Raw genomic sequence first — 20,158 nt, forward strand, 5'->3', positions numbered from 1 at the left:
GTCGGTCACACTGGGGTCATGACCGTCCGGCTGCGCACGGCCCACACCGCCGACCTCACTTCCGCCGAACTCAGGTCCGCCCGGACCCTGTTGGAGGAGGCGTTCGGCCGGGACTTCTCCGCCGAGGACTGGGACCACGGGCTCGGGGGGATCCATGTGCTCGTCCAGGACGGGGCCGGGCTCGCCGCACACGGGTCCGTCGTGATGCGGCGGATCCGGCACCGGGGGCGCTGGCTGCGCACCGGGTACGTCGAGGCCGTCGCGGTGCGTGCCGACGCGCGGCGCACCGGGCTCGGCGGACGGGTGATGGCCGGGCTGGAGCGGGTGATCGACCGGGCGTACGACCTCGGGGCGCTCGCCGCGAGCGGGGCGGGCGCCCCGCTGTACACCGCCCGGGGCTGGCAGCGGTGGGGCGGGCAGGTGCACGGCCTCTCGCCGGACGGGATCGTGCGCCTGCCGGAGGAGGAGGGAAGCGTGTACGTGCGGCCTGCGCTCGCCGGGCCGCTCGACCCCGCCGGCGAGTTCGTCCTCGACTGGCGTGACGGCGACGTGGCCTGACAGTACGTCAGGCGGCGCGGACCAGGGTCTTGCCCGTGTTGCCGCCGCGCAGCATCAGCAGGAACGCCTCCACGATCCGCTCGAACCCGTCGACCACCGTCTCGTCCGCCGGCAGTGCCCCGCTGCGCAGATGCGGTACGGCGAAGTCGTACAGCTCGTCCTGCGCGTCCTGGTAGTGCTTCACCAGGAAGCCCTCGATGCGCAGGCTCTTCTCCACGACGTCCGCGTGGTTGAAGAGCACGGGCGTCGCCTCGGGGCTGTTGTACTGGCTGATCGTGCCCACCCGCACCACCCGGCCCCGCTCGCGCAGCGCGCCGACGGCCGCGCCGAGGTGGTCGCCGCCGACGTTGTCCACGAAGACGTCGATGCCGGCGGGCGCCGCCTCGGCCAGCAGTCCGGCGACCGGCCCGGTGTGGTAGTCGAAGGCGGTGTCGTAACCGGCCCGGTCCGTCAGGTACTTCACCTTCGCCGGGCTGCCCGCGCTGCCGATCACGCGTCCCGCGCCGAGCAGCCGGGCGAAGCGGCCGGCGGCCGTGCCGACCCCGCCCGCAGCGCCGGAGACGAACACGTCCTCGCCCTCGCGCAGACGCGCGACGCGGGTCAGGGCGACGTACGCCGTCAGGCCCGTGCCGCCCAGCACGCTCAGGTACGCCGACAGCGGCACGCCCGGGTGGTGCGGGAGGCGCCGGACCTCCTCGGGGCCGACCACGGCGTGGGTGCGCCAGCCCCGGCGGTGGAAGACGATCTCGCCCTCGGGCAGCTCCGGAGTGCGCGAGGCGACGACCCGGCCGAGGGTGCGGCCCTCCAGCGGGACGTTCAGCTCGAAGTCGCCGTCCATCATCTCGCGGTGGTACGGGTCGACGGACCACAACAGGTTCTCCACCAGCGCCGTGCCGGGCTCCGGCCGGGGCACCGGGGACTCGGCGAAACGGAAGTGTCCGGCGGTGGGGAAGCCGGTGGGGCGGGCGGTCTGCTGCACGGTGAGCGCGATCTCGGTCATGGCAGGGGACGGTAGGGAGGAATGCCGGGCGCGGGCAGGGGGTTGGGCTCATGGAACGCACCGATCCATGAATCCGGCTCATGTGCGCAGGTGGGAGCCCGCAGTGACAGCAACAGACCTTGGCCCGCAGGAACTGCGCGTCCTCGTCGCCGTGGCCGACGAGGGCGCCTTCTCCGCGGCTGCCGCCCGGCTCGGTGCCACCCAGTCGGCCGTCTCCCACGCCGTGCGCGGCATCGAGCGCAAGCTGGGGGTCGTGCTCTTCGAGCGGGGCCGGTTCGGGGCCCGGCCGACGGCCGCGGGGGAGCGTGCCGCCGCCCATGCGCGGCGGGTGCTGCGCATGCTCCAGGCCCTCGCCGCCGACGCCCGCGCCGCCGGCACCGGGGAGGTCCGCGGGCCGCTCAGGATCGCCGCCTTCCGCAGCGCGGCCCTGCATCTGCTGCCGCCCGCCCTGGAACGGCTCGCCGAGCGGCACCCCGGCATCGAGGTGAGGGTCACCGTCGTACGGGAACTGGGCGCCGGCACCGCGGGCGAGGTCGCCGCCGGGCGGGCCGACCTCGGGATCGCCATGCTGAGCGGGCCGCCGCCGGCCGGGCTGGTCGGCGGGGTGCTGCTGGAGGAGCCGTACTCCCTGGCGCACCCGGCGGGGGCCCCGGATCCGCGTGCCCTGCCGCTCGTCGACTGGGCGGAGAACTGCGGCTCCTACACCCGCGGCTGGTGGGCCGCCCAGGACTGGATCCCGGCGGCGACCGTCAGCGCCGAGGACGACGGGGCGGTGCTGTCCATGGTGGGCAGCGGGCTCGGCATGGCCATCATGCCCGCGCTCTCCCTCACCGGGGCGCCGCCCGCCGTCGAGATCACCGACCTGGGGCCGGAGCGGCCGTACCGCTCCGTCGGCTACGTCACCACCCCCGAACTCGCCGCGACCACCGCCGTACGGGCCCTGATCCGCACCCTGCGGTCCCTCGGTCCGCCTTCCCTCGAACGCACGAAGGCCCAGCTCAGAGGGGTGTGACCGGAGTCGTCGTCTCAGATAGTAGGAAGTCCGAGTAATTGTGCAGACAGATGCGGGGCGCTCCCTTAGTTTTGTAGGAGCCGAACGTCTCGCTCGATCAAGCGACCGGCGGTCGTGAGCCGGGCCCGTGCAGGCAACCCCTGCGGCCACGCGCTCCCCGCCACTCCGGCGTCTCGTAACCCCCTTTTGCGTGCTCCATGTTTGCCGAAGGAGTCGATTTCCATGGCCGAGACGACCGTCCGCCGCCGAGTCCGCCACGTGACCCGCGCGAGCGAGTCCGACCGCAAGAACGCCGCCGCCGCCCTCCAGCGCGCCCTCGACCGCCGCGACAACGGCGGCGAGACGGGCCACTGACAGGGCCGACACGGTGTCCGCATCGCGGACACCGCATGTCATCACCTGGGACGAGGAGTAGGGTGCCCGCATGTCTCGCAGCATCGATCTCGCAGTGATTCCCGGGGACGGCATCGGACAGGAAGTCGTGTCCGAGGGTCTCAAGGTCCTCTCCGCCGTCCTGCCGCAGGATGTGAAGCTGGAGACCAAGGAGTACGACTTCGGCGCCCGCCGCTACCACGCCACCGGTGAGACGCTCACCGACGCCGACCTCGACGCGCTCAAGCAGCACGACGCGATCCTGCTCGGCGCCATCGGCGACCCGTCGGTGCCGTCCGGCGTCCTGGAGCGCGGTTTCCTGCTCAAGCTCCGCTTCGCCTTCGACCACCACGTCAACCTGCGCCCCTCCAAGCTCCTGCCCGGCGTCGCCACCCCGCTCGCCGGCCAGCCGGAGATCGACTTCGTCGTCGTCCGCGAGGGCACCGAGGGCCCGTACACCGGCAACGGCGGCACGATCCGCAAGGGCACCGAGCACGAGGTCGCCACCGAGGTCTCCGTCAACACCGCCTTCGGCGTCGAGCGCGTGGTCCGCGACGCCTTCGCCCGCGCCCAGGCCCGCCCGCGCAAGAAGCTCACGCTGGTCCACAAGAACAACGTGCTGGCCTTCGCCGGTCACCTGTGGACGAACATCTTCAACAAGGTGGCCCGGGAGTTCCCCGACGTCACCACGGACTACATCCACGTCGACGCCGCGACCATCTACCTGGTCACCGACCCGGCCCGGTTCGACGTGATCGTCACCGACAACCTCTTCGGCGACATCATCACCGACCTCGCCGCGGCCGTCTCCGGCGGCATCGGCGTGGCCGCGAGCGGGAACATCAACCCCTCCCGCGAGTTCCCCTCGATGTTCGAGCCGGTCCACGGTTCCGCGCCCGACATCGCCGGCCAGGGCAAGGCCGACCCCACCGCCACGGTCCTGTCCGTCGCGCTGCTCCTGCGCCACCTCGGCTACGACGGCGAGGCCGACCGCATCGACGCGGCCGTCGCCGCCGACCTCACCGAGCGCGCCGCGCTGGGCAACCGCAGCACCTCGCAGATCGGCGACGCGCTCGCCTCCCGAGTAGCCGGCTGACCCGGCGCTCCACCACGAGAAGCCGCCGGGTCGCACGCCACCCGGCGGCTTTCGCATGTCCCCGCCGGGTGCCACCATCGACCCCTGGGCCGCTGTCACCCCCATTCCTTCCTCCGCGACCCCCGCGCGATAATCGGACGCGGAGCCGCGGTATGAGGGAAAGCTCGGACGTCCTAACACTGGCAGGTCGCAGTGACGGGGCGTGAGCGCGGCCCGTCACAACAACCGGTGAAGGACACATCACTCATGACGACGCCCACGATCGAGCTCAAGCCCTCCGCCACCCCCCTCGCCGCCGCCGAGCGCGAGGCGATCCTGGCCAACCCCGGGTTCGGCCGCCACTTCACCGACCACATGGTGACGATCAAGTGGACCGAGGGCCGCGGCTGGCACGACGCCCAGCTCGTCCCGTACGGCCCGATCTCCCTCGACCCCTCCACCCACGTCCTGCACTACGGCCAGGAGATCTTCGAGGGGCTGAAGGCCTATCGCCAGCCCGACGGTTCGATCGCGCTGTTCCGTCCCGAGGCCAACGCCCGCCGCTTCCGGGGCTCCGCCCGCCGCATGGCCATGGCCGAGCTGCCCGAGGAGCTGTTCATCGGCGCGCTGGACGCGCTGCTCACCCAGGACGCCGACTGGGTCCCGCCGCACGGTGGCGAGGAGGCCCTGTACCTGCGCCCGTTCATGTTCGCCACGGAGGCCGCGCTCGGTGTCCACCCGGCGAACGAGTACCTGTTCATGCTCATCGCCTCGCCCTCCGGCGCCTACTTCGCCGGCGGCGTGAAGCCGGTCACCATCTGGGTCTCCGAGGACCACGTCCGCGCCGTCCCCGGCGGCACCGGCGACGCCAAGACCGGCGGCAACTACGCCGCGTCCCTGCTGCCGCAGGCCGAGGCCGCCGCGCACGGCTGCGACCAGGTCGTCTACCTCGACGCCGTCACCCGCACCAAGGTCGAGGAGAGCGGCAGCATGAACGTCGCCTTCGTCTACGGCGACCGGATCGTCACCCCGGCGCTGACCGGCTCGATCCTGGAGGGCATCACCCGCGACTCCCTGCTCCAGGTCGCCCGCGACCTCGGCTACACCGCCGAGGAGGGCGTGGTCACCCTGGAGCAGTGGCGTGCGGACGCGGCCTCCGGCGCCCTCACCGAGGTCTTCGCCTGCGGCACCGCCGCCGTGGTCACCCCGATCGGCCACGTCAAGACCAAGACCGACGAGTGGACGCACGGCGACGGCACCCCCGGCGCGGTCACCCTCCGCCTGCGCCAGGCCCTGCTCGACCTCCAGCGCGGCACGACGCAGGACAAGCACGGCTGGATGCACAAGATCGGCTAGACCGCCGTACGGCGGTGACCGGCGGTGCCGAACCGGCCCGAGGCCGCCGGGCACCGCCGGTCCGAGGGCGCGGCGTACCAAGGGGACGGCGGGAACAAGGGTGCGGTTGGCGCGCGGAGCGCCTGGGTATCCAGTCATCCCGCGGGGGCGCGCGCCCCGGTGCGCGCGGGGACGGGGGAGGGGCACCGCACGTGAACGCATGGTCGCCGGTACCACGGCTGCGCTGGTTGCTGCGCGCGTTACGCACCCCGCGCCGGCCGCAGAGCCTCACCGCACTGCTGGCGCTGGCCGGCTGCGCCGCGCTGCTGCTGTGGCGGGCCTCCGCCATGGACGCCTACGAGCAGAACCTCTTCCTCAACCTCGGCACCGACCTCGTCGGCGTGGTCATCACCGTGTTCGTGATCGGTCCGCTGATCTCCCGGGCCCAGGAAGGCCGGGTCCGTGAGCACACCCGGCTCGACTACGAGTGGTTCGCCGCCCAGGTGCACGGGGCCACGGCCTGCGTGAAGGTGCTCGACACCTTCTCCAACCTCTTCGGGCCGCAGTTCTCCGAGCGCCTCTTCCGGGGGATCAGGGCGGCCACCGCGGACGGGGCGCGGGTGCAGATCCTGCTGCTGGACCCCGACTCGCTCGCCGTCATCCTGCGCGGCCGTGAACTCGGCGAGCAGAGCGCGGACATCCGCCGGGACATCATGCGCAACCTGCGCACCCTGGACCGCTTCGCGCGCCGCCTGGACGACACCTCCCGCGCCCTGCTCGAAGTCCGGCTGTGCCAGACGTCCCCCGGTGTGACGCTCTACCGCTGGGACGAGCGCTGTCTGGTCTCCTTCCTCACGGTGGGCCGGCTCTCCGGCGAGGGCGTCCAGCTGGAGGTCGCCGTCCGCTCGCCGCTCGGCACCTTCGTCGAGCAGCGCTTCGACGAGCTGTGGCGGCAGAGCAAGCCGATGGAGCACTTCACCCGGCTGCCGCTCACCCTGGTGGACGCCACCGACGGCCGCCGCGAGTTCCGCTGCGCCTTCGTGTCCGTCGAGGACCGCCTGTACGTCGCCGGGTCCGACCTGGTCTCGTACATGGCCCGGCACCGCCTCGACCAACTCTCCGCCTACAGCGAGTCCTTGACCGTACCGGGTGCGCACGAGCTGATCGTGGTGGACGACGAAAGTCCGCTGCACGCCTTGCTCATCCAGCACTTCGCCGAGAAGTACGATGCGTCGGCGGCCGCCTTCGTAGAGCTGCGGCCGCCGGTCCTGGTCACGGAATAGCGGACCCGGCACAGAATAGAGGCACTGGCACAGATGAGTTCAGCGCTCCACCCCGCTCCGCACGCGCGCCCCCGGTATCGCGCCTTCACCCCCCGTGACCTGGACGGCCTGCTGGGCCGGGTGTCCCTGCCGCCCGGCGAACGGCTGGCCCTGCGGGCCGTGTCGGCGGTCCTGCCCTTCCGCACCAACTCCTATGTGCTGGACGAACTGATCGACTGGTCGGCCGTCCCCGAGGACCCCGTCTTCCGGCTCACCTTCCCGCAGAGCGGCATGCTGCCCGCGCACGACCTGCGCCGGATGGCGGACCTGCTGGCGCGGGACGCGCCCGACGCCGAGGTCCGGCGCGCCGCCCACGAGATCCGCATGCGGCTCAACCCACACCCCTCCGGCCAGCTCGACGCCAACGTCCCCGTGCACGAGGGGCGCCGTCTGACGGGGCTTCAGCACAAGTACCCCGAGACGGTGCTGATCTTCCCGCGGCAGGGCCAGACCTGCCACGCCTACTGCACGTACTGCTTCCGCTGGCCGCAGTTCGTCGGCGAGTCCGACCTGCGCATCGCCACCGACGACATCGCCACCACCGGCGCCTATCTGCGCGCCCACCCCGAGGTGAGCAGCACGCTGATCACCGGCGGCGACCCGCTGGTGATGAGCACCGAGGTGCTGCGCCGCTACGTGGAGCCGCTGCTGGAGATCGAGACCGTCCGCTCGGTCCGGATCGGCACCAAGTCGCTCGCCTTCTGGCCGTACCGTTTCCTCACCGACCGGGACGCCGACGACCTGCTCCGGCTCTTCGAGAAGGTCGTCGCAAGCGGCCGTCACCTGGCGCTCATGGCCCATTTCACGCATCCGCGGGAACTGCGCCCGCCGGTGGTGCGGGAGGCGATGCGCCGGGTGCGCGACACCGGCGCGGTGATCCGCTGCCAGGGCCCGCTGGTCGCCGGGATCAACGACAGCGCCGAGGCGTGGGCCGAGCTGTGGGAGGAGACGACCGCGCTGGGGGCGGTGCCGTACTACCAGTTCGTGGAGCGGGACACCGGTCCGCAGGGCTACTTCGGGGTGCCGCTGGCCCGCGGGCACGCGATCTTCCGCGACGCCTACGCCCGGGTCTCCGGCCTGGCCCGCACGGTGCGCGGTCCGGTGATGTCGGCGATGCCGGGCAAGGTCTGCGTGGACGGCGTCGCCGAGGTGGCGGGCGAGAAGGTCTTCGTGCTGCACCTGATCCAGGCGCGCGACCCGGACCTGGTCGACCGGCCGTTCTTCGCCGCGTACGACGAGGGCGCGACCTGGTTCACCGACCTGAAACCGGCGTTCGGCGCGACCCGCTTCCTGCCGGGTCTGGAGGTGGGCTGAAGGCCGGCCTCGGCGTCGCGGCCGACGGCACGGCCGGCCGGCTGACGCGCTCCCGGCCGCCGCAGCGGTCTTCGCCGCCCCCACGGGCCTGACCCCGAGCAGGCTCGCGGGAGTCGGTCCGCCCTAGACCCGGCTCTCCGCGCCGACCGGTTCCTGTCCGGCCTCGGCGCGGGCCGGTGCGGTCCGGGGCGTGAGGAGCAGGTGGGCCAGGCCGCCCACCGCTCCCGACAGCAGGAAGCTGCAGTCCACTCCGCCGGTCAGGTGCAGCAGGGGGCCCTGGTACGACGGCAGGGACACCGCCAGCAGGCCGGTGCCGGCGCCGAGCGCCCAGGAGAGGGTCGCCCTCACGTTCCAGCCGGCCCGGTACCAGTAGATCCCGCCCCGCGAACGGCGGTTGAAGACCTGCAGGGCGTCGGCGTCGTACACCCCGCGGCAGCGGGCGAAGCCGATGAGGGTGATCACCGCCCACGGGGTGCCGATGGCGGTGAGCAGGAGGACGAAGGAGGTCATCGCGGACTGCGCGTTCCACGCGTAGTGGCCGACGAAGACGCAGGCCGTGGCCACGATCGCGACCGTGCAGGTGGCGCGGGCGCGGGACGCCCGGGGCAGGATCGCGTCCAGGTCCAGGCCCATGGAGTACAGCATCAGACCGGCGTTGCCGACCGAGCCGGCCGAGGCGGCCAGCAGCAGCGGGATCAGGTACCAGGTGGGGGAGGCCGCCACCAGCGGCCCGGCGTAGTCGAGTGCCGCGTGGGCGCCGTACGCCGTGAACGTGCCGAACAGCTGCGGCACCAGCAGCCCCAGGATCAGACCGGCCCAGGTGGCCCGGAGGACCCGGCGGCTGGAGTGGCGGGCGGGGGAGATGTAGCGGGTGTAGTCGCCGAGCAGGGTGATGAAGGCGATGGGACCGGACAGGCCCGCGGCGACGGCCGACAGGAACCAGGTCGGCCAGAACGAGCCGAGCAGATAGCCGCCGGTCTGGGGCATCGCCGCGGTGCCGAAGTGCGGGGCGTAGGCGACGACGCCGAGCACCAGCAGGGCGGTCATGCCGATGGACAGGACCTTGGACATGTTCAGCAGCACCCGGTAGCCGTACACCGCGCCCGCGACCGTGGCGCCGGCGAGCACCGCGTAGACGACGGCGTACGACACGCCGTCCGCGGGCAGCCCGAACATCCGGCCGAGCACACTGATCATCACGTCCCCGCCGATCCACACGGTCAGCGCGGTGTAGCCGAGGGCGAGGAGCAGCCCGACGACCGAGCCGACGAGCCGTCCCCGGACGCCGAACTGGGCGCCGGAGGAGGTGGACAGGTTGGTCGCGGTGCGCAGGGAGATGAGGGCCAGCGGGGCCGTGACGGCGGTACCGGCCACCGTGCCCGCGACGATCGCGCTCACCGACCCCCACCAGCCGAGACCGAAGGACGGCGGGAGCCAGCCGAAGATGATCACCCCGAGGCAGAGGTTCGAGCCGAGGAGGATCGAGACCAGGTCGCGCGGACCACTGGTCCGCTCCTCGTCCGGGATGGTGTCGACTCCGCGCTGTTCTATCGGCATGGCTGGGTCTCCTTCGACTACCGCCAGAGAGAGTTAGAGCGACGTTCAATGTCAAGGAAGCTCTGCTCGGAGTCAATGCTTCTGTTTCATGAATTCTATGTTTAGAGTGGTGCTCTAACCTTGGCGAGGCAAGGAGGTGCCGCGAGGTGAGACTGACTCCCACGGAACGTGACCGGCTGCTGCTCTTCGGAGCCGCCGAGCTGGCCCGGGCCCGCCGGGCGCGCGGCCTGCGGCTCAACGTGCCGGAGGCGACCGCGCTGATCGCGGACACCGTGTGCGAGGCCGCCCGGGACGGCAGACGGCTCGCCGAGGCCGTCGAGGCGGCCCGGTCCGTGCTCGGCCCCGAGGACGTCCTGCCGGGGGTCGCCGACGTCGTCACCGAGGTGATGGTCGAGGCGGTCTTCGACGACGGCTCCCGGCTCGCGGTGGTCTCCGACCCCATCGGCGGCGGCCTCGGCGAGCGGGCACCGGGCGCACTGCTGCCCGGGCCCCAGCACACCGACCCCGAGCCGGCCGTCCGGCTCACGGTCACCAACACCGCGACCGTCCCGGTCTCCGTCACCTCCCACTTCCACTTCTTCGAGGCCAACCCGCGCCTCGACTTCGACCGCGCCCTGGCTTACGGGATGCGCCTCGCCGTACCCGCCGGGTCGTCCGTGCGGTTCGGGCCGGGGGAGAGCGAGGAGGTCGGGCTGGTGCCGGTCGGCGGCGAGCGGATCGCGATCGGCTTCGCCGGACTGGTCGACGGGCCGCTGGACGCGCCCGGAGCGAAGGAGGAGGCCCTGCGCCGGGCCGCCGCCTGCGGATACCTCGGAACCACACGCGCAAGGACGCCGGACGGAGGCGAGGAGCGATGAGCCGCTCGAAGGGACGCGAGGTGAGCCGGGCGATCCACATCGACCCGCACGCCTACGCGGCCACCCACGGCCCCCGCGCCGGCGACCGCGTCCGCCTCGGCGACTCCGGCCTCACCATCCGCGTGGAGTCCGACTCCCAGCGCTACGGCGACGAGTTCCTGGCCGGCTTCGGCAAGACCGCCCGCGACGGACTGCACCTCAAGGCCGCCGCCGTCCGCGAGACCTGTGATGTGGTGATCAGCAACGTTGTGGTGATCGACCCGGTGCAGGGCATCCGCAAGGTCTCCATCGGCATCCGGGAAGGCCGGATCTGCGCCGTCGGCCGGGCCGGCAACCCGGACACCCTCGACGGCGTCGACGTCGTCGTCGGCACGGGCACCTCGATCGTCTCCGGCGAGGGGCTCATCGCCACCGCCGGCGCCGTGGACACCCACGTCCACCTGCTGTCGCCGCGCATCATGGAGGCCTCCCTCGCCTCCGGGGTGACCACGATCATCGGGCAGGAGTTCGGCCCCGTGTGGGGCGTCGGCGTCAACTCGCCCTGGGCCCTGAGGCACGCATTCAACGCCTTCGACGCCTGGCCGGTCAACATCGGCTTCCTGGGCCGGGGTTCGTCCTCGCACGACGCTCCCCTGATCGAGGCCCTGGCCGAGGGCGGCGCGAGCGGCTTCAAGGTGCACGAGGACATGGGCGCCCACACCCGTGCCCTCGACACCGCCCTGCGGGTCGCCGAGGAGCACGACGTCCAGGTGGCCCTGCACAGCGACGGCCTGAACGAGTGCCTCTCGGTCGAGGACACCCTGCGCGTCCTGGAGGGCCGGACCATCCACGCCTTCCACATCGAGGGCTGCGGCGGCGGACACGTGCCGAACGTGCTGAAGATGGCCGGTGTCCCCAACGTCATCGGCTCCTCCACCAACCCCACCCTGCCCTTCGGCCGGGACGCGGTCGCCGAGCACTACGGCATGATCGTCTCCGTCCACGACCTCAAGCCCGACCTGCCCGGCGACGCCGCCATGGCCCGCGACCGCATCCGGGCCGGCACCATGGGCGCCGAGGACGTGCTGCACGACCTGGGCGCGATCGGCATCACCTCCTCCGACGCCCAGGGCATGGGCCGCGCCGGTGAGACGGTCCGCCGGACGTTCGCCATGGCCGGCAAGATGAAGGCCGAGCTGGGTCCCCTGGAGGGCGACGGCGAGGGCGACGACAACGCGCGTGTCCTGCGCTACATGGCCAAGCTGACCATCAACCCGGCCATCGCGCACGGCCTCGCGCACGAGGTCGGCTCGATCGAGGCCGGCAAGCTCGCCGACATCGTGCTGTGGCGCCCCGAGTACTTCGGCGCCAAGCCGCAGCTCGTCCTCAAGGCCGGCTTCCCGGCGTACGGCGTGGTCGGCGACCCCAACGCGGCCACCGACACCTGCGAACCCCTCGTGCTGGGCCCGCAGTTCGGCTCGTACGGCGCCACGGCCGCCGACATCTCGGTTGCGTTCGTCGCCCGGGCGGCCGTCGACCAGGGGGGCGACACGATGCCCACCCGCCGCCGGCGGGTCGCCGTGCGCGGCACCCGGGGCATCGGCCCGGCCGACCTGCGGCTGAACGCCCGTACCGGCGCGGTCGAGGTCGACCAGCGCACCGGTCTGGTCACCCTCGACGGCGACCCGCTGCGCTCCGAGCCCGCCGACTCCGTCTCCCTCAACCGCCTCTACTTCCTCTAAGGACCCGGGAATTCCTATGACCACCCCCGCCGCCGACGGCTTCCGTATGCCCGCCGAGTGGACCCCGCACGAGCGCACCTGGATGGCGTGGCCGGGCCCCAACCCCACCTTCGACGACCCGGACGACCTCGCCGCCTCCCAGGCCGCCTGGGCGAGCGTGGCCCGCGCGATCCGCCGCTTTGAGCCCGTGACCGTGGTCTGCGGTCCCGGCCGGTCCGCCGAGGCGCAGGCGCTGCTCGGCCCGGACGTCAACACCGTCGAGCGGGACCTGGACGACGCCTGGATGCGCGACATCGGCCCCACCTTCCTCACCGACGGCAAGGGCGAACTGGCCGCCGTGGACTGGACGTTCAACGGCTGGGGCGCCCAGGACTGGGCCCGCTGGGAGCACGACTCCAAGATCGCCGCGTACGTCTCCGACCTCGCGGGCGCGCAGACGTACGCCTCGAAGCTGGTCAACGAGGGCGGCGCGATCCACGTCGACGGCGAGGGCACCGTGCTGCTCACCGAGACCGTGCAGCTCGGCCCCGAGCGCAACCCGCACTGGTCGAAGGCGGAGGTCGAGGCCGAGATCCACGCCCACCTCGGCACGCGGAAGGCGATCTGGCTGCCGCGCGGCCTCACCGGCGACTACCCCCCCTACGGCTTCGGCACCCTCGGCCACGTGGACATCGTGGCCGCCTTCGCCCGGCCGGGTGTCGTGGTGGCGCACTCCCAGCCGGACCCGGCCCACCCCGACCACGAGGTCACCAAGGAGGTCATCGGCCTCCTGAAGTCGGCGACCGACGCCCGGGGGCGCGCCCTGGAGGTCGTGGAGGTGCCCGCGCCGACCGTCCTGGAGGCCGACGGCCACTGGGCCGACTACTCCTACATCAACCACTACCTCTGCAACGGCGGCCTGGTGCTGTGCGGCTTCGACGACCCGCGCGACGAGATCGCCGCGGGCATCTTCCGCCGCCTGTTCCCCGAGCGCACGGTCACCCTGGTGGACGCGCGCCAGATCTTCGCGGGCGGCGGCGGCATCCACTGCATCACCCAGCAGCAGCCGAAGGTCCGGTGACGGCCCGCTTCGGGTAGAACATACGGGTGAACGTCCTGGTGTGCGCGGCCCGCGGCCGCCGTCTCAGCCCGCCGCCGCGGCTGCTGCCCGAGCTGCCCGAACGTCCGGAGCACGACGGGCGGGACGGAGCGCGGCAAGCCCCGTCGACCGTGCCGCGCGGCACCTACGCGGTGGATCCCGAGCCGTCCGGGCGGCCGTACGTGCCGCACCCGGACCCGGAGTGGACGGGGGCGGCCCTGGCGGATCCCGACGGGCCGGGGTTCCTGATGTCGGCGGGGCCGCGGGACACGCTCGTCGTCCACCCCGCCGATGCCGCGGGCCGTCGCTCCGCCAACCCCGGCGTCCGGTCGACCGGGTGCTGCAGCTTGCCGGAAGGCGACGGACCGGACCGGGTGTGCGCCGGCTGCGGGGCAGGGGCGGCGTCGTGGTCCGACTCGTGCACCGGCCCGTACGAGATCCACTTCCTGCCCGACGCCGTCCGGGTGGTCCCCGCATGACCGAGTCCCCGTCCCCCCGCCGCCGCACCCCCGCCCCGCCCCGCGAAGAGGTCCTGGTCGCCGCCATGGACATGATCGCCGAGCGCGGTCTGGAGAAGCTCACCATGGCGGCGCTCGGCCGCGAGGTCGGGATGAGCAGCGGCCACCTGCTGTACTACTTCCGCTCCAAGGACGAGTTGCTGCTGCGGACCCTGGAGTGGAGCGAGGGCAGGCTCGGCGCCGAGCGGGGCCGCCTGCTCACCGGCCCCGGAACCGCGAGCGAGCGCCTTCGCGCCTACGTCGACCTGTACGTGCCCGACGGCCACCGCGACCCGCACTGGACGCTGTGGCTGGAGGTGTGGAACCGCTCGCAGAACGCGGACGACGAAGCGCGCCTGCGGCAGGTCGCCATCGAAGGGGCCTGGCATCGCGACCTGGTCGCGTTGATCGCCGAGGGGATCTCGCGGGGCGAGTTCCGGCGGGTGGACGCGGACCGCTTCGCGACGCGGCTGCGGGCGCTGCTCGACGGGTTCTCCATTCACGTCGCCATCGGCCTGCGCGGCACCGACCGTGAGCAAGTGCTCGCGCATGTGCGGGAGTTCATCGCCGACTCCCTGCTGGAGCCGGCCGGGTAAAGGAATCCTTTCCTCCACCGCCGGGCAGGTAACGGCCCATGGGACGACAACACTGGAAGAAGATCTGGGTCGGGTCGGCGGGCAACATGGTCGAGTGGTTCGACTGGTTCGTGTACGCGAGCTTCGCCACGTACTTCGCCGGCGCGTTCTTCCCGAACGGGAATCCCACCGCCCAGCTGATGAACACCGCGGGCATCTTCGCGGTCGGGTTCTTCATGCGCCCGGTGGGCGGCTGGCTGCTCGGCAGGGTCGGCGACCGCAAGGGGCGCAAGGCGGCGCTGACCCTGACCGTCACGCTGATGTCGGCCTCGGCCATCCTCATCGCCGTCGCCCCGACCTACGCCGTCGCCGGCTACGGCGGCGCGCTCGTGCTGCTCGTCGCCCGCCTGCTGCAGGGCCTGTCGGTCGGCGGCGAGTACGCGGCCAGCGCCACCTATCTGACGGAGGCCTCGGACCCCGCGCGGCGGGGGTTCGCCTCCAGCTTCCAGTACGTCTCCATGACCGCCGGACAGATCGTGGGCCTCGGCCTGCAGATCGTCCTGCAGCGGACCATGTCCGACAGCGCGCTGCACGGCTACGGCTGGCGGATCCCGTTCGTCGTGGGTGCGCTCGGCGCGGCGGTCGTCTTCTACCTGCGCCGCAGCATGCTGGAGACCGAGGTGTACGAGGAGGACGCGTCCCACGCCGAGGAGCGCGGCACCCTGCGCGCCCTGTGGCAGCACCGGCGGGAGGCGTTCCTGGTCGTCGCCCTCACCATGGGCGGCACGGTCGCGTACTACACGTACACCACCTATCTGACCAAGTACCTCTCCAACTCGGCCGGCCTGCCCAAGCAGACGGCGACCCTCGTCTCCTTCACCGCGCTGATCGTCTTCGCCTGCCTCCAGCCGCTCGCCGGTGCCCTGTCCGACCGCATCGGCCGCCGCCCCCTGCTGATCACCTTCGCGGTCGGCTCCACCCTCCTCACCGTGCCGATCATGACGCTGCTCAGGCATGCGGACGGCTACTGGCCGGCCCTCGGGCTCGCCCTGCTCGCGCTGGTCGTCGTCACCGGCTACACCTCGATCAACGCGTGTGTGAAGGCCGAGTTGTTCCCGACCGGCGTCCGCGCCCTCGGCGTGGCCCTGCCGTACGCCCTCGGCAACGCCCTCTTCGGCGGGACGGCGGAGTACGTCGCCCTGTGGTTCAAGAAGGCCGGGACCGAGTCCGGCTTCTACTGGTACGTGGCGGGCTGCGCCGCCGTGTCCCTCGTGGTGTACGTCACCATGCGGGAGACGAAGGACCTGGATCTGACCCGGGTGAGGGACCGTACGGATTCCAGTCTGACGACCGCATCCTGAGACGGGCGGTGAGCCGGGGGCGCGGCTGTGCCAGACTGCCCCCGTGCTCTCGTTCGCCATGATTATTGGCAGCAGGCGCGCCGGTCCGCAGTGACCACCTCGTACGACCAGGTGCGGGTGGCCACCGTCGTCCTCGACCCGCGCGCAGACCTCTCGCACCCGCGAGGGGTTTTTTCGTTTTCCGGCCCACCTTCAGCCGGGGAACGACAGCGCGAGGGACCATTGGGGGGACGGTGGAGCCGGTCATTCCGGTAAGACCGAAGATCCACAACAGGAGCCTTGAGATCATGACCGAGACGGCAACCAGCGAGCTCGACGACTCGTTCCACGTCTTCGACACCACGCTGCGCGACGGCGCGCAGCGCGAGGGCATCAACCTCACCGTCGCGGACAAGCTCGCCATCGCACGGCACCTGGACGACTTCGGCGTGGGCTTCATCGAGGGCGGCTGGCCCGGCGCGAACCCCCGGGACACCGAGTTCTTCGCCCGCGCCCGGGCGGAGATCGACTTCCGGCACGCCCAGCTGGTCGCCTTCGGCGCCACCCGGCGCGCCGGCGCCAAGGCCGCCGAGGACCCGCAGGTCAAGGCCCTGCTCGAGTCGGGCGCCCCGGTGATCACGCTGGTCGCCAAGTCGCACGACCGGCACGTCGAACTGGCGCTGCGCACCACGCTGGACGAGAACCTGGAGATGGTCCGCGACACGGTGTCGTACCTGAAGGACCAGGGCCGCCGGGTCTTCGTGGACTGCGAGCACTTCTTCGACGGCTACCGCGCCAACCCCGAGTACGCCAAGACGGTCGTCCGTACGGCCGCCGAGGCCGGCGCCGACGTCGTCGTCCTCTGCGACACCAACGGCGGCATGCTCCCCGCGCAGATCCACGCGGTCGTCGCCACGGTCCTCGCCGACACCGGCGCCCGGCTCGGCATCCACGCCCAGGACGACACGGGCTGCGCGGTGGCGAACACGCTGGCGGCCGTCGACGCCGGCGCGACCCACGTGCAGTGCACGGCGAACGGCTACGGCGAGCGGGTCGGCAACGCCAACCTCTTCCCGGTCGTCGCGGCCCTGGAGCTGAAGTACGGCAGGAAGGTGCTGCCCGACGGCAGGCTCCGCGAGACCACCCGGATCTCGCACGCCATCGCCGAGGTCGTGAACCTCACCCCCTCGACGCACCAGCCGTACGTCGGGGTGTCGGCCTTCGCGCACAAGGCCGGCCTGCACGCCTCCGCGATCAAGGTCGACCCGGACCTGTACCAACACATCGACCCCGAGCTGGTCGGCAACACCATGCGCATGCTGGTCTCCGACATGGCGGGCCGCGCCTCGATCGAGCTGAAGGGCAAGGAGCTCGGCATCGACCTGGGCGGCGACCGCGAGCTGGTCGGCCGGGTGGTCGAGCGGGTCAAGGAGCGCGAGCTCAAGGGCTACACCTACGAGGCCGCCGACGCCTCCTTCGAACTGCTGCTGCGCGCCGAGGCCGAGGGCCGCCCGCTGAAGTACTTCGACGTGGAGTCCTGGCGGGCCATCGTCGAGGACCGCCCCGACGGCACCCACGCCAACGAGGCCACGGTGAAGCTGTGGGCCAAGAGCGAGCGGATCGTCGCCACGGCGGAGGGCAACGGCCCGGTCAACGCCCTGGACCGCGCCCTGCGCGTGGCCCTGGAGAAGATCTACCCGCAGCTGGCCAAGCTGGAGCTGGTCGACTACAAGGTTCGCATCCTGGAGGGCAAGCACGGCACCCAGTCCACGACCCGCGTGCTGATCTCCACCTCGGACGGCACCGGCGAGTGGTCCACCGTCGGCGTCGCGGAAAACGTCATCGCCGCCTCCTGGCAGGCCCTGGAGGACGCCTGCACGTACGGCCTGCTGCGGGCCGGGGTGGAGCCGGCGGAGTAGTCAGCGCGCCGAGCGGAGCGTCACGGCGCGCGCCAGATGTTGTCGAACGCCACGTTCTCGATGCGCCGCCGCTCCCGTACGGCCCCCAGCTCCGTCACCGCGTCGCCGACCGTCACCACAACGGTGACCACCGCCTCCTCCCCGAGCTCCTCCTCGGGTGGCCGCTCGCCCTGGATGCCCAGGGTGGCGGCGAGCCCGGCGAGGACCGGTTCGCGGGACCACCAGCGGTCGGCGGCGTGCCGGCGGGCCGGGGTGTCGGCGGCCGCCGCCTTGTCCGCCCGGTGCGGCCAGCGGTGCCGCTTGCCGGAGAGCTTCCCCTCCGTGTCCAGGACGTCGCGGTAGGCCGTGGCCAGCCCCTCCCCCCGGCGCCACAGCCAGTCCTCGACCGTCTCGTACGGCTCCTCGCGCACGAGTGCCGCCCCGGCCTCGTCCAGCATCCGGTCACCCGTGGTCAGCACGGGGCCCGGCACGATGCGCTCACCCTCCAGAGTGAGCGCCCGTGCGCCGAGAAGGTCGATCAGCTCGGCCCCCGCGAGCGCCAGCGACAGATCGCCCGCCTCGACGGGGTGTTCTCCGGGGACGTCGAGGCTGACGAGGAACAGATCCTGCGGTGTGGTCATACCCCTACCATGTGCCGCGGCTGCCGGAAACGCAGCACGACGGGCCGTGTGCCGGCCGACGGAACCGGGTGGGCGCGGGGGCACCGAAGGCCGGAGCCCCCCGGTGGAGCGCCCTACTGCAGGTGCCACTTCTGGTTCGCGGCTCCCGTGCACGACCAGATCTGCGCCCGTGCCCCGTTCGCCGACGAGTTGTCCGTCACGTCGAGGCACTTGTCGGCCGCCGTGTTCACCACGTCACCGGTCGAGGCGTTGTACGACCACTGCTGGGCGCCGGTTCCGTTGCAGTCGTACAACTGCACCTTGGCGCCGTCGGCGGTCGAAGCCGACGTCACGTCCAGGCACTTGCCGAGCGCCCGGACGGAGCCGTCGGTCCCCACCGTCCACTGCTGGGCGGAGGAGCCGTTGCAGTCGTAGAGCTGGACGGCGGTGCCGTTGGCGTTCGAAGCGCCCGCCACGTCCAGGCACTTGCCCGCCAGACCGACGAAGGAGCCGGTCCTCGTGCCGCCGCCGGACTGGGTGCCGGACCAGGTGAAGGTGGCCGTGGTCCTGCCGGGCAGCGAGTAAGTGGCGTGCTGGGAGCCCCAGTCGATGGTGACGGTCCGCGCCGAGGACGAGTCGTTGTAGGCGATCAGCGCCTTGCTGCCGTCGGGGTTGCGCCAGGCCACGTTGGGCACGGTGGTGGAGGCCGTGGAGGCGATCCGCTGGGCGCCCGGCCGCACGAACTTGGTCAGGTGGCCCATGTCGTAGTACTCGACGGTGTAGTCCACGGTGCCGCTCGCGCCGTCCCCGTCGTGCACGGTGATCAGACCGGTGCAGGTGCCGCAACCGCCGTTGTGCGGGCCCATGTTCTGGTCCACGGCCAGCGACCACTTGGTCACCGACTTCGCCCAGTTGCGGGTGTAGTCGATGATGTTGGACATGTCCTCGCGCTGCTGGTTCGCGATCCAGGTGCCGCCGGAGTGCTCGGTGCCGAAGGCGTCCAGCGAGGGGTACTGGTCGTGCACGGTGGTCTGCTTGGAGACGTCACCGCCGTAGCCGTGCCAGGCGATCCCGCCGAAGTTGGGGTGGTTGCGGATCGCCGGGTCGTCGACGCTCTGGGCCGCGTAGGAGTCGTACGTGTCCCAGTTCCAGTCGTGCGCGAGGACCTTGGTCGACAGGCCCGCCGACTGCAGCTGCGGCAGCAGGTCGTTCTTGAGGAAGTAGTCGAGACCGCTCGCGTTCCAGCTCATCGACGGGTAGCCGGAACAACAGGTCGGCTCGTTCTGCGCAGTGACGTAGGAGACGTTGATCCCCTGGTTCTCGTACGCCTGGAGGTACTTCACGAAGTAGGCGGCGTACGCCCCGTAGTCCTCGGCCTTCAGCCAGCCGCCGTTGAGCGAGCCGCTGTCCTTCATCCAGGCCGGAGCCGTCCATGGCGAGGCCATGACGGTCAGGGAGGGGTTGAGCTGGAGCGCCTGCTTGGTGAGCGGCACGACGTCCGCGAGGTCGTGCGCGACGGAGAAGCCGTTCAGGTTCGGGTCCGTCTGCCCGGACGGCACGTCGTCGTACGTGTAGCCGTACCGGGCGAGGTCCGAGGCGCCCATCGGGTTGCGCAGGAACGACAGTCCGATGCCGTCCGTCGGCGAGAACAGCTTCTTCATGGTCGCGTCGCGCGTGGCCTGCGACAGCGCTCCGCTGCTGTTCATCAGCCAGGCCGCGGTGTCCGTGAACGACGCGCCGCCGCCGGTGAAGGTCTGGTAGCGGGTGTTCTCGTCGACGGTGATGTTCTCGCCACTGCCGCCCGTGCCGGACTGGAACGCGAACGGCGTCTGCGCCTGCAGGCCGCGTACGACATGGCGTCCGGCGGAGTCGTCGGTGGTGGTGAGCCAGGCCGTGACCTGTTCACCGGCCGCGTGCGCGGGGGGTACGGCGGCGGTGAAGCCGGCGGCGGAGAGCAGTCCGGCCAGCAGCAGCCGGACTGTGCGGGGGGTTCTCCTCATGTGCGTCGCCCTTCCTCTCGGGTCGAC

At 71.9% G+C, this 20,158-nt stretch carries 18 protein-coding genes; 14 read left to right on the plus strand and 4 right to left on the minus strand.

Annotation, left to right across the window (positions count from 1 at the left end; translation table 11 throughout):
- The first annotated feature begins 18 nt into the window (after positions 1–18).
- Positions 19–558, plus strand: coding sequence for a GNAT family N-acetyltransferase (locus AB0D93_RS15825; RefSeq protein WP_362119360.1), 540 nt, complete (start codon positions 19–21; stop codon positions 556–558).
- A gap of 7 nt (positions 559–565) precedes the next feature.
- Here AB0D93_RS15825 and AB0D93_RS15830 read toward each other — a convergent pair whose 3' ends face one another.
- Positions 566–1,558 (minus strand): NADP-dependent oxidoreductase, encoded by a 993-nt coding sequence (locus tag AB0D93_RS15830; protein ID WP_362119363.1) that lies wholly within the window; start codon positions 1,556–1,558, stop codon positions 566–568.
- 103 nt (positions 1,559–1,661) lie between these two features.
- On the opposite strand from AB0D93_RS15830, the gene AB0D93_RS15835 reads away from it, so the two are divergent.
- From AB0D93_RS15835 to AB0D93_RS15860, 6 genes are all read left to right on the plus strand, one after another.
- Entirely contained in the window at positions 1,662–2,570 is a 909-nt protein-coding gene (locus AB0D93_RS15835) for a LysR family transcriptional regulator (protein WP_362119366.1), read from the plus strand.
- Positions 2,571–2,792: 222 nt separating this feature from the next.
- Entirely contained in the window at positions 2,793–2,924 is a 132-nt protein-coding gene (locus AB0D93_RS15840; protein ID WP_283844273.1) for a hypothetical protein, read from the plus strand.
- A 70-nt stretch (positions 2,925–2,994) separates the two neighbouring features.
- Entirely contained in the window at positions 2,995–4,038 is a 1,044-nt protein-coding gene (locus tag AB0D93_RS15845) for a 3-isopropylmalate dehydrogenase (RefSeq protein WP_362119370.1), read from the plus strand.
- 246 nt (positions 4,039–4,284) lie between these two features.
- Entirely contained in the window at positions 4,285–5,373 is a 1,089-nt protein-coding gene (locus AB0D93_RS15850) for a branched-chain amino acid aminotransferase (RefSeq protein WP_362119373.1), read from the plus strand.
- A gap of 191 nt (positions 5,374–5,564) precedes the next feature.
- On the plus strand, positions 5,565–6,635 hold the full coding sequence (locus AB0D93_RS15855; protein WP_362119376.1) for a hypothetical protein: 1,071 nt from the start codon (positions 5,565–5,567) through the stop codon (positions 6,633–6,635).
- A 33-nt stretch (positions 6,636–6,668) separates the two neighbouring features.
- Positions 6,669–7,988, plus strand: a complete 1,320-nt coding sequence (locus AB0D93_RS15860; RefSeq protein WP_362119379.1) for a lysine 2,3-aminomutase — start codon at positions 6,669–6,671, stop codon at positions 7,986–7,988.
- A gap of 123 nt (positions 7,989–8,111) precedes the next feature.
- Here the strand turns inward: AB0D93_RS15860 and AB0D93_RS15865 are convergent, their stop codons facing one another.
- Positions 8,112–9,545, minus strand: coding sequence for a cytosine permease (locus AB0D93_RS15865; protein ID WP_362119382.1), 1,434 nt, complete (start codon positions 9,543–9,545; stop codon positions 8,112–8,114).
- A 146-nt stretch (positions 9,546–9,691) separates the two neighbouring features.
- On the opposite strand from AB0D93_RS15865, the gene ureA reads away from it, so the two are divergent.
- From ureA to cimA, 7 genes are all read left to right on the plus strand, one after another.
- The gene (ureA, locus tag AB0D93_RS15870; protein ID WP_362119385.1) at positions 9,692–10,402 is read left to right on the plus strand and encodes an urease subunit gamma; all 711 of its coding nucleotides are present in this window, start codon (positions 9,692–9,694) and stop codon (positions 10,400–10,402) included.
- Positions 10,399–12,123 carry an urease subunit alpha gene (locus AB0D93_RS15875; RefSeq protein ID WP_362119388.1) on the plus strand — a complete coding sequence of 575 codons (1,725 nt, stop codon included), beginning with the start codon at positions 10,399–10,401 and terminating at the stop codon, positions 12,121–12,123. Before ureA ends, AB0D93_RS15875 begins: the two co-directional genes overlap by 4 nt.
- Before the next feature lie 16 nt (positions 12,124–12,139).
- The gene (locus AB0D93_RS15880; RefSeq protein ID WP_362119391.1) at positions 12,140–13,183 is read left to right on the plus strand and encodes an agmatine deiminase family protein; all 1,044 of its coding nucleotides are present in this window, start codon (positions 12,140–12,142) and stop codon (positions 13,181–13,183) included.
- 26 nt (positions 13,184–13,209) lie between these two features.
- Positions 13,210–13,680, plus strand: coding sequence for a hypothetical protein (locus AB0D93_RS15885; RefSeq protein WP_362119394.1), 471 nt, complete (start codon positions 13,210–13,212; stop codon positions 13,678–13,680).
- The gene (locus AB0D93_RS15890; protein ID WP_362119396.1) at positions 13,677–14,294 is read left to right on the plus strand and encodes a TetR/AcrR family transcriptional regulator; all 618 of its coding nucleotides are present in this window, start codon (positions 13,677–13,679) and stop codon (positions 14,292–14,294) included. The genes AB0D93_RS15885 and AB0D93_RS15890 overlap by 4 nt, the downstream gene beginning before the upstream one ends.
- A 38-nt stretch (positions 14,295–14,332) precedes the next feature.
- The gene (locus AB0D93_RS15895; protein WP_362119399.1) at positions 14,333–15,634 is read left to right on the plus strand and encodes an MFS transporter; all 1,302 of its coding nucleotides are present in this window, start codon (positions 14,333–14,335) and stop codon (positions 15,632–15,634) included.
- Between the two features lie 287 nt (positions 15,635–15,921).
- Complete coding sequence (gene cimA, locus AB0D93_RS15900) at positions 15,922–17,532, plus strand: citramalate synthase (RefSeq protein WP_362119402.1); 1,611 nt, start codon at positions 15,922–15,924, stop codon at positions 17,530–17,532.
- A 20-nt stretch (positions 17,533–17,552) separates the two neighbouring features.
- On the opposite strand, the gene AB0D93_RS15905 is transcribed toward cimA, so the two are convergent.
- Positions 17,553–18,152 carry a GPP34 family phosphoprotein gene (locus tag AB0D93_RS15905; protein ID WP_362119405.1) on the minus strand — a complete coding sequence of 200 codons (600 nt, stop codon included), beginning with the start codon at positions 18,150–18,152 and terminating at the stop codon, positions 17,553–17,555.
- A gap of 113 nt (positions 18,153–18,265) precedes the next feature.
- On the minus strand, positions 18,266–20,131 hold the full coding sequence (locus AB0D93_RS15910) for a ricin-type beta-trefoil lectin domain protein (RefSeq protein ID WP_362119408.1): 1,866 nt from the start codon (positions 20,129–20,131) through the stop codon (positions 18,266–18,268).
- Positions 20,132–20,158: the final 27 nt, after the last annotated feature.

Origin of the sequence: Streptomyces sp. NPDC048191 (assembly GCF_040652655.1) — a bacterium.
In the GTDB taxonomy this organism is placed as follows: Bacteria; Actinomycetota; Actinomycetes; order Streptomycetales; family Streptomycetaceae; genus Streptomyces.